10 protein-coding genes are annotated in these 14,969 nt (G+C 38.8%); 8 read left to right on the forward strand and 2 right to left on the reverse strand.

Features of this window, described 5'->3' with window-relative positions; genetic code table 11:
* The first annotated feature begins 165 nt into the window (after positions 1–165).
* The 4 genes from CWC11_RS11540 to CWC11_RS11555 all read left to right on the forward strand — a co-directional run bounded on the left by CWC11_RS11540 (position 166) and on the right by CWC11_RS11555 (position 5,481).
* Positions 166–1,686, forward strand: a complete 1,521-nt coding sequence (locus tag CWC11_RS11540) for a CYTH and CHAD domain-containing protein (RefSeq protein WP_138682820.1) — start codon at positions 166–168, stop codon at positions 1,684–1,686.
* Positions 1,686–2,357 (forward strand): START domain-containing protein, encoded by a 672-nt coding sequence (locus CWC11_RS11545; protein ID WP_138682821.1) that lies wholly within the window; start codon positions 1,686–1,688, stop codon positions 2,355–2,357. Before CWC11_RS11540 ends, CWC11_RS11545 begins: the two co-directional genes overlap by 1 nt.
* Positions 2,358–2,453: 96 nt before the next feature.
* Positions 2,454–3,263, forward strand: coding sequence for a phosphate/phosphite/phosphonate ABC transporter substrate-binding protein (locus CWC11_RS11550; RefSeq protein WP_138682822.1), 810 nt, complete (start codon positions 2,454–2,456; stop codon positions 3,261–3,263).
* On the forward strand, positions 3,250–5,481 hold the full coding sequence (locus CWC11_RS11555) for an ATP-binding protein (RefSeq protein ID WP_138682823.1): 2,232 nt from the start codon (positions 3,250–3,252) through the stop codon (positions 5,479–5,481). The genes CWC11_RS11550 and CWC11_RS11555 overlap by 14 nt, the downstream gene beginning before the upstream one ends.
* A gap of 44 nt (positions 5,482–5,525) precedes the next feature.
* Here the strand turns inward: CWC11_RS11555 and CWC11_RS11560 are convergent, their stop codons facing one another.
* A complete protein-coding gene (locus CWC11_RS11560; RefSeq protein ID WP_138682824.1) occupies positions 5,526–7,043 on the reverse strand; it encodes a S10 family peptidase in 1,518 nt (505 codons plus the stop codon).
* A gap of 408 nt (positions 7,044–7,451) precedes the next feature.
* Here CWC11_RS11560 and CWC11_RS11565 point away from each other — a divergent pair, with 408 nt between their 5' ends.
* The 4 genes from CWC11_RS11565 to mrcB all read left to right on the forward strand — a co-directional run bounded on the left by CWC11_RS11565 (position 7,452) and on the right by mrcB (position 12,960).
* Positions 7,452–8,675, forward strand: a complete 1,224-nt coding sequence (locus CWC11_RS11565; protein ID WP_138682825.1) for a response regulator — start codon at positions 7,452–7,454, stop codon at positions 8,673–8,675.
* A gap of 209 nt (positions 8,676–8,884) precedes the next feature.
* Positions 8,885–9,223, forward strand: coding sequence for a P-II family nitrogen regulator (locus CWC11_RS11570; protein WP_004587162.1), 339 nt, complete (start codon positions 8,885–8,887; stop codon positions 9,221–9,223).
* 12 nt (positions 9,224–9,235) lie between these two features.
* A complete protein-coding gene (locus CWC11_RS11575) occupies positions 9,236–10,465 on the forward strand; it encodes an ammonium transporter AmtB (protein ID WP_058547249.1) in 1,230 nt (409 codons plus the stop codon).
* A 152-nt stretch (positions 10,466–10,617) separates the two neighbouring features.
* Entirely contained in the window at positions 10,618–12,960 is a 2,343-nt protein-coding gene (gene mrcB, locus CWC11_RS11580; protein ID WP_138682826.1) for a penicillin-binding protein 1B, read from the forward strand.
* A 65-nt stretch (positions 12,961–13,025) separates the two neighbouring features.
* Here the strand turns inward: mrcB and CWC11_RS11585 are convergent, their stop codons facing one another.
* Complete coding sequence (locus CWC11_RS11585) at positions 13,026–14,867, reverse strand: methyl-accepting chemotaxis protein (protein ID WP_138682827.1); 1,842 nt, start codon at positions 14,865–14,867, stop codon at positions 13,026–13,028.
* Positions 14,868–14,969 lie beyond the last annotated feature (102 nt).

Genomic DNA, 14,969 nt, shown 5'->3' on the forward strand with positions numbered 1-14,969 from the left:
CCACTAGGTTACAAACCTCGCGCCGAGATTAAACCGCCCCTAGATTGAACAAATTCTAATCCTGAAAGGTCAACAGGCCCTAAAATAAGGCTAAAAAATTTGCATTGTTAAGGCGCTTTGTTTATTTTGGGCACTTATTTATTTTAAAGGTAATCCGCAGACCGAATGGATACTGAGATAGAACTGAAGTTTTTGGTATCAGATGCCGTAATTCCACTGATCCCCTCGTTAATTACTCAATTTGCAAAAACGGTTAATAATAAACCGTCACGCAGCTTACAAAACGCATACTACGATACACCAAGCCGTGAGTTAAGAGCGCTTGATATTGGCTTTAGAACCCGGTGTGCCGACAGCCAATGTGAGCAAACTATAAAGCTTGCAGGTGAAGTAGTCGGTGGTTTGCATCAGCGACCTGAGTATAATTTGCCTATTGATTCTAACCGCCCTAATTTAATGGCGTTTGATGCCTCTATTTGGCCGCACGGTATGCAAGTAAGTGCTATTTCTAAAAACTTGTATCCAATATTTAGTACTAACTTTATCCGCCGCACCTGGTTAATAGAAACCGAAAGTGGCGCTAAAATTGAAGTGGTACTTGATAAAGGCGAAATTGCAGCAGCAGGTAAAATTGAAATTATCAGCGAGCTTGAAATTGAATTGGTTGAAGGTAGCCGCAGTGAGCTATTTGCTTTAGCCGATAAGCTTGTTAGTCAAAACTGTATTCGCTTAGGTTTGTATTCTAAAGCGGCACGTGGTTATCGCCTTGCGGACGAAAATCCATTAATGCCCAGCAAATCTATTGGTTTTGTAAAATTACCAAATTCTGCGAGCCAAGAGAAAGCACTTATAGAAGCCATGAATTTTGGTATTCGTTTTGTGCAAAAACATGAGCAATGTTATTTCGATAAGCCAAGTTTAAAAACGCTCAAGCGTGTTACCGATGGCATTAGCTTAATTCGTCATACATTTTGGCTTTACGACGATATAGTTTCCAAAGAAAGCACCGATCATCTTCGTACAGAGCTTAAATGGCTTTTAAGTGAATTAGCATGGGTAGAAAATGCAATTCAACTTAAAACATACACGTCTAAACGCCATGCTTTTTATAAAAAAATTAATGCAGCGCCAGCACTTGCTCAAGTTATTGGTGATTTAAAAGAATTACAGCCAAGCATTGATGATATAAATGCACTGTTTCATAGCGCTCGATATAATCGCTTATTGTTATCGTTAACTACATGGTTAATAGACAAGCATTGGCGAAAAGATTGGGGGCAAGTTGAGCTTCAAGCAGCGGAGCAAAGCGTAGCGTCTATCGCTAAAAGACTTTTTAATAAAGACTGGAAAAACCTTCACGAATTATTACCTAAAGAAAAAATACTTGATGTAACTGCGTATTTAAACTTGCGAACCCAGCTTGAAAATAGCTTACTGAGTGGTAATTGTTTAGGCTCATTATTTGATAAAGAAGAGCGTTTAGAGTTTAGATTACCTTGGCTTGATATTTCTCATGGTATATATGAGCTAAGTACTCTTGAGTATCTAAAGCAGCTTTGTGCAGGGCAAGAGGACGAGCAATTAGCTAAAATTCAATCTTGGCTTGAGCAAAAATCTGAGTATTTAGTAAGTGCTATGGAGCAAAGCCGTTTAGCTTCATTTGATATAGAGCCTTACTGGCAATAATGAATAAGCACTTTTGTAAAATCATTAAATTACAAAAGTGCTTTTTATATATAGCGTTAGCAGTAAGTTTTAATATAAAAGCTGAAACATTATGGCACTTATATAAAAGCAAAAATGGCGTAAGCGTATACTACCAAAGCCATAGTAATAATACTTTTGAAGTAAAAGCGCAGATGAGCGTGGAAGATGTATCCACCAACGATTTTTTAGAGCTACTTAGCGATACCGATGCCGCACCCCAATGGCTCGAAAATGTATCTCTAGTAGAGGTTATTAAGCACATAAGCCCCCATGAAAACCTTGTATATAGCTACTTTGACTCCCCTTGGCCAGTAGCCAATAGAGATAGTATTACTTACTCTTGTTACTCAAAAATAAATGCTCAACAAAGTAAATTACTTATTGCGGCACGCCCTAATGCTCTTGCTGAAAAAGAAAATGCTGTAAGAGTACGTACATTAAATGCAACTTGGCTACTCACTCAGCAAGCGAGCGCTTTACATATTGAGTATCAAATATATGCGCTACCTAGTGGAGCTATTCCTACATGGCTTAATAATAAAGTGGGCCTAAAAAGTACCTACAAAACTTTAATTAATCTGCGAAATATACTTACCCAAAAAAGCTATGCCGCCACATTGCCTATTATAAAACCAGGAAAATGTAACTAAAGATGTGAGGTTGAATAATAATTTTATGGTGAGTTTAGTGTTCGTTAACTAAGCTATTAATTATAAGAAACTTAGTAACTATATTTAGGAGTGCTGATGAAGTTTGTAGTTACGTTATTATGTTTATTACATTGTTCATGCTTATTTGCCAAAGAATACACATTTGGTGTAGTGCCTCAGTATGAATCTCAAAAGCTAAATGCTATTTGGCAACCCTTGCTTGAGCAAGTATCTAAACAAGCAGGTATAAAAATTAGATTAGTAACCGTTGAGTCTATCCCAGTGTTTGAACAAGCGTTTGCTAATGGGGAGTACGACTTTGCATACATGAACCCATGGCACAGCGTAATTGCTTTTGAAAAACAGGGCTATTTACCTCTAATAAAAGACGCAAGCAGAAAGCTACAAGGTGTGTTAGTTGTTAACGAAAATAGTGGTATTGGTAATGTTAATGAATTAGAGGGCGCTGAAATTGCCTTTCCCGCGCCTAATGCATTAGGCGCATCTTTATTAATGCGTGCCGACTTAGCTTTACTTTATGGCTTAAAAATAAAACCAGTTTATGTACAAACTCACTCCTCTGTATATCTAAACGTTGCTCTTAACTCTACTAAAGCGGGTGGTGGGGTGCTAGGTACATTGAAGCAACAATCTAAAAGCTTACAAAGTAAGCTTAAAATTATTTATAAAACACGTGAAATAAGCCGCCATCCAATTGTTGGCCACCCTCGAGTAAAAGAGCAAGTACAGCTAAAAGTACAGCAGGCTATTTTACAAATAGGTAAAAACCCTAGCTACAAACATTTACTTGAGGGTATCCCTATTAATATTCCAGAAGCTGCTACTTTAGCTGAATATCAGCAGTTATCCCGTTGGGGATTACGTGAGTTTTATGTTGAAAATTAGAGGGTTTAGAAGTTTAAGGGCGCAAAGCTTTATTGTTGTATTGCTTTGTGGTTTGCTCATGGCCAGCCTATTTATTTTTTATGCATTGCCAGAGCAAGCTCGCTGGGTAAATGATGATTTATCAAAGTCGGCGCAGCTATCGCTTGTTCAGCTATCAACATCAATTACTACACCACTACTTACCAGACAATATGCAGAGTTATACGAAGAGCTAGACAGTCAACTGCAAATACACTCAAACTGGAAAGGCATTAAAATTATTGATGCGCAAACAGAAAACCAACTATACCCGCTTGATGATTGGATAGGTACTGCCAATAATGGCGATATGCTACTTACCCAGCAGGTTGAATTTTTAGATAAACCACTTGCCTATATTAGCTTAGTCGTTAATTTTAAAAACGAAATTGATCAGTCCTCAAAGCTCCATTACACGCTGATCTCTATACAATTAATGATTTTAGCTATTGTATTTATAGCTGTTGCCTGGCTTGTTGATTATAGGGTTACATCGCCACTTAGAGAGTTAAAGCAGTCATTTGCACGTTTAGCAAAAGGCGACTTTGATTGCCATATTGAAAAAAAGCAAAAAAATGAAGTGGGCAGTGTGATCAGTGCTTTTAATAATATGGTTAACGAAGTTGCGAGCAATCATCAAAAGCTAAACAGTTTACGTATTCAAGCTGAGTCAGCAAGTAAGGCGAAGTCTGATTTTATGGCCAGTATGAGCCACGAATTAAGAACACCGCTTAATGCTATTTTAGGGCTTGCACAGCTATATGAATATGATGAGCAAGCCAATAAAATACATAAGGAAAACGGTCAAAGCATTTATCAAGCAGGTGAGCATTTATTATTACTAATAGATGATGTACTTGATTTAACGGCAATAGAGTCGGGTAATATGCAGTTCACCTTTGATTATGCCCCATTAAAAAGCATTTTAGAGAGCTCCGTAGAGCTTGTTAGTGAGCTTGCCAAAGGCCAATCAATCTCAATCCATACTCAAGGCTTTGACGAGCTTGAAGGGTTAAGTATCTACGTAGACCAACGACGCTTTAAACAAGTTATGCTTAACTTGCTATCTAATGCCATAAAATATAATAAGCCTGATGGCAGTATTAATATTAACTGCAGGGTACTAAGTAATAAACAATGTGAAATAGACGTTGTGGATACCGGATGTGGTTTTGCACCAGGCGATATTAACCGGTTATTTAAACCTTTTGACCGCTTAGGAGCCGAAACCAGCAAGGTGCATGGCACCGGAATAGGCTTAGTGATAACTAAGCAATTAGTAGAGCGCATGCAAGGCGCGCTTAGAGCTGCGAGCGAACAAAACAAAGGATCGTGTTTTACTTTAACATTTAACTATTTTGAACAAGAAAATCAGCCTTTAGCAGATCATACACGTGAAGTAACAAAGCAAAACCTAAGCACAGTAAGCCTTCCTACGCTTGAAGTATTGGTCGCTGAGGATCAGGTTACTAATCAGCAAGTATTAAAGCAGCAGCTCACTATGTTAGGTGTAAGTTCAACCTTTGTAAGTAATGGAGAGCAAGCATGGCAAGCATTGCAAAACAGCTCGTTTGATATTTTATTAACAGATATTCAAATGCCTTTACTTGATGGGCTTGGGCTTGCTAAAAAAATACGTAATGATCGTCAATTTAATGAATTAGTTATAATAGCCATCACAGCTAACATTACTAAAAACAATATAGATAATTGTTATAATGCAGGTATGAATGGTTTTTTAACTAAACCTATTGAGCTTGTTAAGCTTAAATCTCTGCTCATGGAACACTCTCAAACCATGATGAATACACAGCCTCAGCAAAGCAAATTAGCAGGTGTAAAATCAAGCGCATTTGATCAATTAGATCTTCCTTTGCTTAGATCAATGCTAGGTGATGACCCGATGGTACATTGCATGGTGTTTAATGCTTTTTTACAAACTGCGGGTGAGCAGGTAAAGCTTGCAGGTGCATACGCTAAAAATAACAATTACACAGATTTAGCTTTTCAAGCTCACGCATTAAAATCGTCTTCTAAGTCAGTAGGGGCTATTAAATTAGCAGATATATGTCAAAAAATTGAATCACTTGCAGAGGGTAGTTCAGTTGATATTGAGCACATGCAAAACCTGGAAGTATCGTTTAACGAGGTGGTCACTCAACTTAAAAGCTATTGCTTAAGGTATGAAAAACAGACATAAAAAATGGCTCAATTTGAGCCATTTATTGCGTGCTATAAAAGCGTTTAATATTTAGCAGCTTGACCGTTTTTAGGAAGTGATTGTTCAATAAAACCACGTAGGTCGTTATTAGAGCTTTTTAAATCGGCATGGCGAAGGTACATCATATGGCCACTGCGATAACCTTTAAAGCTTAAACGGTTTTTCATTTTTCCGCTTGGGTCTAATTGCCACAGAGTATATTTTGCATCAAAGTAATTAGTAGCACCGTCATAATAACCTGATTGAATCATCACATTGAGGTATGGGTTTTGCGCCATAGCTAAACGTAAATTTTCACCGGTATTATTACCTGTTCTATCCCACGGGTGGACATTTCCAAACAGGTTATATTTTACATCTGTTTTATAGTTTAGTTCTTCACGTAAATAGTGATTAATTGCAGGAGTGAAAGAGTGTAACCAAGAAGTAAGCTCAGCCCAGTAATCAGGTGACTCACCAGCATCGCGCTTATCTATACCTAAATAACGAGAATCTAAACGGCCTACTGTTTGTCCTCTTTCACGTAATAGCTCTTTCCAAAAAAATTGAGTGGGAATATCTAAGTTATTTTGCTCAACAAATTTTTCTGATAAACCTGCATAGTGCGCCATTTTTTTAATAATACGACGTTTTTCCTCAGCTTCAATAAAGCCGCCTTTAGCGAGCGCAGGAATTAATTCATTGACTGTAAATTGTTCTACTTCAGGTAATAAGTCATCTAAGTCTTTAGCTTGTAGGTCTGCACTAAGTGCTTTGTGATACCAAGCAGTCGCGGCAAAGTAAGGCAAGCGATTAGCCGCTTTGATTGGGCCGTCGCGTTTTAAACCAATATCGGTTGGCGAAACTAATACAACCCCATTAATGTACATCCATTGGCTGTTTTGAAGCTCATGAGCAAGCCCTGATACGCGCGTAGTACCATAGCTTTCACCAATTAAAAATTTAGGAGAGCGCCAACGCTCAGCTCTATTTACAAATGTATTTAGCCACTCAGCTAAATATTTAATGTCGGCTTTTACGCCAAAAAACATTTCTTTTTGCTGAGTTTTTGATAAAAGCTCGCCTTTATCATTTTCTAGCACGCGTGAGTAGCCTGTATTTACAGGGTTTACATACACAATGTCGGCAATATCAAGAACAGAATAAGGGTTATCTTTTACGCCGTAGGGCTGAATAGGGTAGCCTTCGTCATCGATTTTTAACACTCTTGGGCCAGTATAGGCCAAGTGCATCCAAACAGAAGCCGAGCCTGGCCCACCGTTAAATGAAATAAGTAACGGACGACTTGCTTTATCGTCTACCTTATCGCGAGTGTAGTAAGTGTATTGTAGTGTAGCAACCGCATCGCCTTTATCATCCCACACTGGCTGTGTGCCTGTAGTTGCAGTGTATGAGAAGCGCTCGCCATTAATTTTGGCTTTATGCTGGGTAACAACTTTACTGTCTACGTCAATACGGCGTTGGTTATCTGCAAATGACGAGGTAGTTATAAATATGGCAATGATAGTTATTGGTAAACTTATAATACGACTAAGCTTCATGAAAGGTCCTTATTATTGTTGATACACCATTAAAAACATTAATGACATAAATAACAAAAGTATTGAGACAAGTGGCCGATAATACTGGTTAAGTAAAATATGCTCTTCACTCGGTTGAACAAATTGAGCATTGGAGGGTCTACACGCCCCAAAAGGACGTATAGTATACTTTCAAGGATTTACCGCTGTTTTCAATATTTAGATAACTGCCAAAATCGGTTATATTACACATCGCTTGTATTGATTTTGAATGCGAGCAATTCAAAAAAGTAAATGGATTCTGCTTTTTAGCATTTCATAGCACTCACACCGGATGTTTAAATTAAAGTTATTTAGTAACCAGGCTGAATAGTTTAAGTGTTGTATTTGTAGCACGGCTACAAATTTATTTAAGGTAAGAGAAGCTTTATGCAAAGAGTATTAGTGGTTGAAGACAGTAAAGTAGTTCAGCAGGTATTACGCCACTTAACTGCGCAGTATCTCGATGTGGCAGTTGATTTTGCTTGGTCTTTAGCTGAATGTGAAGCGTTTGTAGATAAACACGACTATACATTAGCATTGGTTGATTTAACCTTACCTGATGCTCCCAATGGTGAAGTTGCAAAGTACACTTTGTCTCATAAAATCCCCACTGTTGTGCTCACTTCGAAAATAGATGAATACAAGCGCCAGCAAATGCTAGAGCTAGGTGTGATCGATTACGTTATTAAAGATAACCGCGACTCATACCATTATGCCGTTAAATTGGTTGCACAGCTTTTAAGAAACCAAGGGTGCAAAGCCTTAATTGCAGATGATTCACTATTAAGTCGCTCGTTGATGAAGCAAATGCTTGAAAAGCAACTGTTTGATGTAACCGATGCACACGATGGGCAGCAAGCACTTGAAATATTAAAAGCAAACCCAGACATAAAACTGCTGATGACAGACTATGCAATGCCCTCAATGGATGGCTTTGAGCTGGTTAAAGCAGTACGTAACTTTAGAGGCCGCGATGATTTAGGGATTATTGGCCTATCTGGAGCTGGCAAACATGGTTTATCGGCGCGGTTTATTAAATATGGCGCAAATGACTTTTTAACAAAGCCATTTATGAACGAAGAGTTTCATTGTCGTGTTTTGCAAACTATGGAGCAGCTTTCTTTAATTGCTGACATTAAAGAGAGCGCGCACAGAGATCACCTTACGGGTTTATACAACCGACGTTATTTTTATCAGTATGCAGAAAAGCTACTAAAAAATAAAAACCAAAACAATACTCTCGCGTTACTCGATATCGACTTTTTCAAAAATATTAACGATACATTCGGCCATGAAGGGGGCGATCAGGCCTTAAAACAGGTGGGGGCGTTAATACGTACAACATTTGCTAAATTTACAGTAGCCCGTGTGGGTGGAGAAGAGTTTGCCATTATTTTACCTGAAATAGAGCTTTCACGAGGGCGTGAATACTTTGAAGCTTTCAGAAAGAAAATGGCGAATTATGATTTCTCAATCAGTGATAAAGCACTGAAAATTACGACCAGTATAGGCTTAGCTCACTTTCAAAATACAAGTTTAACTGATGCAATGCGCACAGCAGATAAAGCCTTGTACGAAGCTAAAAACAAAGGCAGAAATTGTGTTGTTTAGCACCTTTAAAGCCCCGACACCGGTGCAGCACTAAATGGTGCACCAATGTAGCTGAGTTGTAAAAAAAGCGCACCGTGTTGGTGCGTTTTTTTTGTTTTTAATTACTCATTTCTATTTAAGTTTATGAAACTTAATCATTTTTAATAGTGGCACAAAGGTTGGATTGTTTAAGCCAACAGGATAACAATAAAGAGTCCGAGGGGGCCGCTATGAAAATGATTAGTGCAATCATAAAACCATTTAAATTAGATGACGTGCGTGAAGCACTCGCTGATTTAGGAATTGAGGGGATGACAGTAGTTGATGTTAAGGGTTTTGGACGTCAACGAGGTCATACAGAGTTATATCGTGGTGCAGAATACCAAGTCGATTTTATTCCTAAGATCAAACTTGAAATTGCAACTCGTACTGAAAATTGCCAACGCGTTGTTGAAGCAATCACTAAAATTGCCTCAACAGGTAAAATTGGTGACGGCAAAATTTTCGTGTACGACTTAGATCAAATTGTTCGTATCCGTACAGGCGAACTTGATGAAGAAGCAATTTAAGGGGGCTGATTAATGGAAAACACAATTGTAGAACTCAAATTTTCACTCGATACCTTTTACTTTTTGATATCGGGAATATTAGTAATGTGGATGGCAGCAGGTTTTGCCATGTTAGAAGCGGGTTTAGTTCGCTCTAAAAATACCACTGAAATTTTAACGAAGAACGTGGCGCTGTACTCTATCGCATGTACCATGTTTTTATTAGTTGGCTACAACATTATGTATGTAGACAATGGCGAAGGCGGCATTATCCCTTCGATAGGCGCATTAATTGGCACAGAAGCGGCCGATGCTGACCATTCATTAGAATCTGACTTTTTCTTCCAAGTAGTATTTGTTGCAACGGCTATGTCGATTGTATCGGGTGCGGTTGCTGAACGTATGAAGTTATTTGCTTTCTTAGCATTTGCAGTTGTTTTAACTGGTTTTATTTACCCAATGGAAGGTTACTGGACATGGGGCGGCGGTTTCTTATCAGAAATGGGCTTTGTTGACTTTGCAGGCTCTGCAATTGTTCATGGTGCCGGTGCTGCAGCTGCTTTAGCGGGTGTAATACTGTTAGGTGCTCGTAAAGGTAAATACGGTAAAAACGGTGAAATTTACCCAATTCCAGGTTCTAACCTACCACTTGCTACATTAGGTACGTTTATTTTATGGATGGGTTGGTTTGGTTTTAACGGTGGTTCGCAATTACTTCTTTCAGATAAAGAAAATGCAACGGCTGTAGGTCAAATTTTACTTAATACTAACGCTGCTGCTGCAATGGGTGCAATTGCTGCACTGTTTGTATGTAAAGTGTTATGGGGTAAAGCTGATTTAACTATGGTACTAAACGGCGCATTAGCAGGTTTAGTGGTTATTACAGCAGACCCACTTTCACCATCTCCATTAATGGCTTGTTTACTAGGTATTTTAGGTGGTTCACTGGTTGTATTTAGCATTGTTGCTCTTGATAAAGCTAAAATTGATGACCCAGTGGGTGCAATCTCTGTACACGGTGTGTGTGGCGCGCTAGGTATTATGTTAGTACCTGTATCTAACGGCGATGCTAACTTTGTAACACAGCTTATTGGTTTAGTGACTATCTTAGCCTTTGTTTTTGTAGCTTCATTTATTGTATGGGCTATTTTAAAGCAAACTATGGGTATCCGCGTAACCGAAGAAGAAGAGTTAAGCGGTATGGACCAACACGATTGTGGTGTTGATGCTTACCCAGAATTTGTATCTGTTCGCAGTAACTAATTCAAAAAATTTATATCATTATGTGTTCTGCAAAGCCCTACCTCGGTAGGGCTTTTTTTCGTTTCAGGGAAGGTTAACTTTTCAGGTGTTAGGCTATACCCAATATGCTAAGCTCACACTCGTGAATAAACCTTGGAATAAATTACACTTAAATGGCTGATAACAAAAAAACACCCAGTAGTAAAACCACTCCTAAGCGTGCATCTAAAGCTACCAGCTCGCCGCGTAAAGCTAAATCAAAAACGACTAAAAAAACTTCAAACACTGTTGTTAAACGCTCATTTATGAGAAAAACATGGTCTATTTTTTGGAAATTGAGCTTAGCTGTTTTTATTGCTATGGCGATGTACTTTATTTATTTAGATTCAAAAACAACACGTATATTCGAAGGTAATAAATGGCAGTTACCAGCTCAAGTATACGCTCGGTCTATGGAGTTTTACCCCGGGCAGTTTTTATCTAGCCAAGAGGTTGTATGGGAGCTTGAACGTCTCAATTATTCGTCAGTTAATAGACTAAGCCGCACAGGACAGTTTGTAAAAACAGCCGACAGTATAAAAATTTATCGCCGTGATTTTGAATTTTACGATGGTCTTGAAGAATCACATATTATTGAACTGCGTTTTGCAGGGCAAAAAGTAGCAACCATTAAAGATAAATTTGGTAGGCGCCTAAACAGTGCTCGCTTAGAGCCTGTGCAAATAGCACGAATAGGTAATGATTCAAAACAAGATAGAGAATTTGTACCGCTCGATAAATTCCCATCCATGCTGAAAGATACGCTACTGGTGGTAGAGGATCGTGATTTTTATCAACATCACGGTGTGTCGGTATTTTCTATTTTGCGTGCGCTTTATTCAAATATTAAAGCAGGGCGAACCGTTCAAGGTGGGAGTACCTTAACGCAGCAGCTTGCAAAAAATATATATCTTACGCGTGAACGCTCTTTAGTTCGCAAAATAAATGAAGCCTTTATAGCGCTTATTTTAGATTACCGTTATTCAAAAGATCAGATTTTAGAAGCTTACTTAAATGAGGTTTATTTAGGTCAATCTTATAACCAAGGTGTGCACGGCATGGGCCTTGCGTCTGAATTTTATTTTTCAAAACCAGTTGATGAACTAGAATACGATCAAATTGCATTGCTGGTGGCTATGGTTAAAGGGCCGTCTTACTACAATCCTCGTCGTTATAAAGAGCGCACTATGGAGCGCCGCGATTTAGTACTGCGCTTAATGGTTGAAAACAAACTTTTAAGTACTAAAGAGTACCGTGCATCGCTCAAACGCCCAATTGATATTGCGCCGATGAAAGCAAGCTTACAAAAATCTTACCCTGGTTATTTAGAACTCGTTAACAGAGAGCTCAACAAGCTATTGCCTGATCAGCAAACCCTAGACGCGGGTGTACGTGTATTTACTTATTTTGACTTGCAAAAGCAAACTGCAATGGAAGAATCGATTCAAAAAAGTTTGCCGTATTTAGAAAAACGCCCAAATACGAAAGAGCTTGAAGCGGCGATGATTTCAGTAAACGTCGAAAAAGGCGGTGTATCAGCTTTAGTTGCAGGGCGCGATGTACGTTACTCAGGTTTTAACCGAGTATTAGATACTAAGCGTAATATAGGTTCATTGGTTAAACCTGCCGTTTATTTAACGGCATTACAGCTACCGCATTATAATTTAGCAACTCTGCTGGATGACTCCCCAGTACAAGTAACTAATGAGCAAGGTAAAATATGGCAACCAGAGAACTTTGATCACCAATATCGCGGCGCAATGCCGCTCTATAAAGCATTTAGTAAAAGTATAAATATTCCTGCTGTTAATTTAGGTCTTGATGTTGGGGTTGATAAGGTAGCAAATACCCTTAGAGACCTTGGTGCAAAAGGGCGAATTGGCGAGTACCCATCGTTATTACTCGGCGCTTTAGAAATGTCGAGCTTTGAAGTGGCTCAGCTTTATACAACAATAGCTGGTGATGGTAAGTACAAAGAGCTTACTGCAATTTCAGCCTTAACTGACTCTGTAGGTAAAGTACTTTATAAACATGAGGTAAAAGCGGAGCCTCGTTTTGATACTGCAGCAATGTATATGACTAAATATGCGATGAAGCGAGTAACTAAAGACGGCACTGCAAAACGCTTAAATTTACACTTTCCATCAATTCAGTTAGCAGGTAAAACTGGCACTAGTAATGATTTGCGTGATAGCTGGTTTGCAGGGTTTGATCAAAATACAGTTACGGTAGCGTGGCTAGGCCGGGATGATAACAAGAGTACAGGTTTAACAGGCAGTGTAGGGGCACTAGAAGCGTATATTCGTTATTTAAAACCTCTTAACCCGCAAGCAATAGCAGATACACGACCACCTTCAATACGCTGGGCATTTGTGAATGAACAAACCGCTAAACAAGCCCCTCCAGGGTGTGGCAAGGTCATTCAGTTACCATTGAGAGCCAGTGAGTTTGAACCAAGACCGCAATGTATACGCTAGCTTATAAAGCTATATAAAATATTAAAGCCGCTGTTTAGCGGCTTTTTTATGGGGTATTAATTAGATTAAGATTTAAAAAACTGCATTGATTTAGTTAAGTCATCAGATAGCTGACTGAGTTGCTGTGCGTCTTGCAGTGTAGATTGCGCAGAGAGAAGAGTTTGATCTGCTAAGTTACTTACTTCTTGCGAATCGCTTAATGCTTGTGTGGTTGCGTTAGATTGCTCTTTAACGCGAAGCGCTATTTCCTCGCCTTGGTGTTTTATATCACCCATGCTTTGCTCTGCACTTTGTAAAACATCGTTTGTTTCGGTGGCGGCTTTTACCGATTGTTCCATCTTCTGGACACTTGAGCGCATTTTTTGTTGTGTATCGTCAGAAGCTTGTTGGAGTGAGCTAATAATTAGGTGAATTTCTTGCGTTTGGGTTTGTGTACGCTGTGCAAGGGTTCTTACTTCATCAGCTACCACGGCAAAACCACGCCCATGTTCACCGGCTCTTGCGGCCTCTATTGCTGCGTTTAGGGCTAATAAATTAGTTTGATCGGCTATTTCGCTAATGCCTTTACTTACTTTACTAATTTCTTGGCTGTCTTGAGCGAGTCTATCTAAGGCTTGTTGGCTTTCGGTAAACTCAACTTGAAGGTCTTGCATGTATTTGGCTAGTTCCATGGTGTTGTTAGAGCCTTGCTTTACATGCTGCGCTGCATCTTGTGCTGTTAACATTGCTTGATTAGCAGAGTCTTCAACACTTAGCGCACTTTGCTCCATATTACTCAATGCATCATGAATCGCGTTTACGCGTACTTGCTGCTTTTCAACATCGTTACTCGTTTGGCTACTTGCCTGTGAAAGCGATTTAGTGGCGCCACATAGTTCCACAGTACTTGCTTTTACATTCACTAAAAGTTTTGAAAAGGCATTAAGGAGTGCATTATATCGTGCTGCAATAATATCCATTTCATCATTAGTACTTGAGTTGATAACAGCATTTAAGTCGCCATTTGCTGCTCTTTGCGCAGCTTCGGCAAAGCGATTAATAGTATCGACCACTGCAAAGTAAAAACCTATCATCAAGTAAAACGCAAAGAGTAAACTTACGACAGATGCTGCTAGTACAAGGTTTCTGATCCATTGTTGTGTTTGAAGTTTATTTTCAATAAGGGTTTCAAGGGTAGGAATACTTTTATCAACAAGTTTGCTAATACTGTTGTGCACTTGGTTTGTTAATTGAGTGAATTCGGCTTGCGTTAGCTGTATATCGTCAGGCTCAAGTAGTTTTTTATCAATAGCTGTTTTGAATGCCTCAACTGCACTGTGTAAATTAGTGAGTGAGGGCGTTAGTGCTTTATTAACCGATTTATCTGCATTCGTTGCCACACTCAATATTTTATCAAGCTGCAGCTCGTATAAAGGTAAAGATTTACTTAAATTAGAAAGGGCGATAAACGTATCTGGCGTAAAGCGATTACTCGCCAATACCGTATTTGCACTTTGTGCTGTCGCATTTATTTGCATTATAAGTGCAGGAATTGGTGTTACTAAGGAGCGATTTACATAGGCACTTGCAAGTTGGTTATCAAGCGCTAAGTTAGATTGAATAGATACAAGTGCAAGTACTTCATCAGCTTGGTCGTTATTTATGTTAAAGCCTAGGGCGCGGGCTACTTTAATACTTTTACTGGTATCGCCTTGCATCTGATTTGAAAGTATTGCTCTGTAGCCTTTTAAGCCTTGTTGCTGCATTTTTGAAACGGCAATACTTTCACTTAATAACGACACTAAAAAAAATAGGCTTAAGGCAAGAGGTAGTAATAGTATTCCAAACATCAGGCTTATTTTTGTTTTATATTTTAAATTTGCCATAAGCTGAATTGCAGGGGAGGCAAATTGGCGTAATCCTGACATAAGACTCTCTTATTTTTTGTAAAGTGGGATGAAGATATATAGACCTTGTTACGTTTAATTATCATTCATTTATATTACTTTACAAATAAAAAAAGCCCTTTC

Origin of the sequence: Pseudoalteromonas sp. S3178 (assembly GCF_005886985.1) — a bacterium.
GTDB classification, from domain to species: Bacteria; Pseudomonadota; Gammaproteobacteria; order Enterobacterales; family Alteromonadaceae; genus Pseudoalteromonas; species Pseudoalteromonas carrageenovora.

Bases quoted from the DNA above. Each gene is read 5' to 3' on its own strand.
- CWC11_RS11540 (WP_138682820.1), top strand. From the start codon at position 166: ATGGATACTGAGATAGAACTGAAGTTTTTGGTATCAGATGCCGTAATT.
- CWC11_RS11545 (WP_138682821.1), top strand. From the start codon at position 1,686: ATGAATAAGCACTTTTGTAAAATCATTAAATTACAAAAGTGCTTTTTA.
- CWC11_RS11550 (WP_138682822.1), top strand. From the start codon at position 2,454: ATGAAGTTTGTAGTTACGTTATTATGTTTATTACATTGTTCATGCTTA.
- CWC11_RS11555 (WP_138682823.1), top strand. From the start codon at position 3,250: ATGTTGAAAATTAGAGGGTTTAGAAGTTTAAGGGCGCAAAGCTTTATT.
- CWC11_RS11560 (WP_138682824.1), bottom strand. From the start codon at position 7,043: ATGAAGCTTAGTCGTATTATAAGTTTACCAATAACTATCATTGCCATA.
- CWC11_RS11565 (WP_138682825.1), top strand. From the start codon at position 7,452: ATGCAAAGAGTATTAGTGGTTGAAGACAGTAAAGTAGTTCAGCAGGTA.
- CWC11_RS11570 (WP_004587162.1), top strand. From the start codon at position 8,885: ATGAAAATGATTAGTGCAATCATAAAACCATTTAAATTAGATGACGTG.
- CWC11_RS11575 (WP_058547249.1), top strand. From the start codon at position 9,236: ATGGAAAACACAATTGTAGAACTCAAATTTTCACTCGATACCTTTTAC.
- mrcB (WP_138682826.1), top strand. From the start codon at position 10,618: ATGGCTGATAACAAAAAAACACCCAGTAGTAAAACCACTCCTAAGCGT.
- CWC11_RS11585 (WP_138682827.1), bottom strand. From the start codon at position 14,867: ATGTCAGGATTACGCCAATTTGCCTCCCCTGCAATTCAGCTTATGGCA.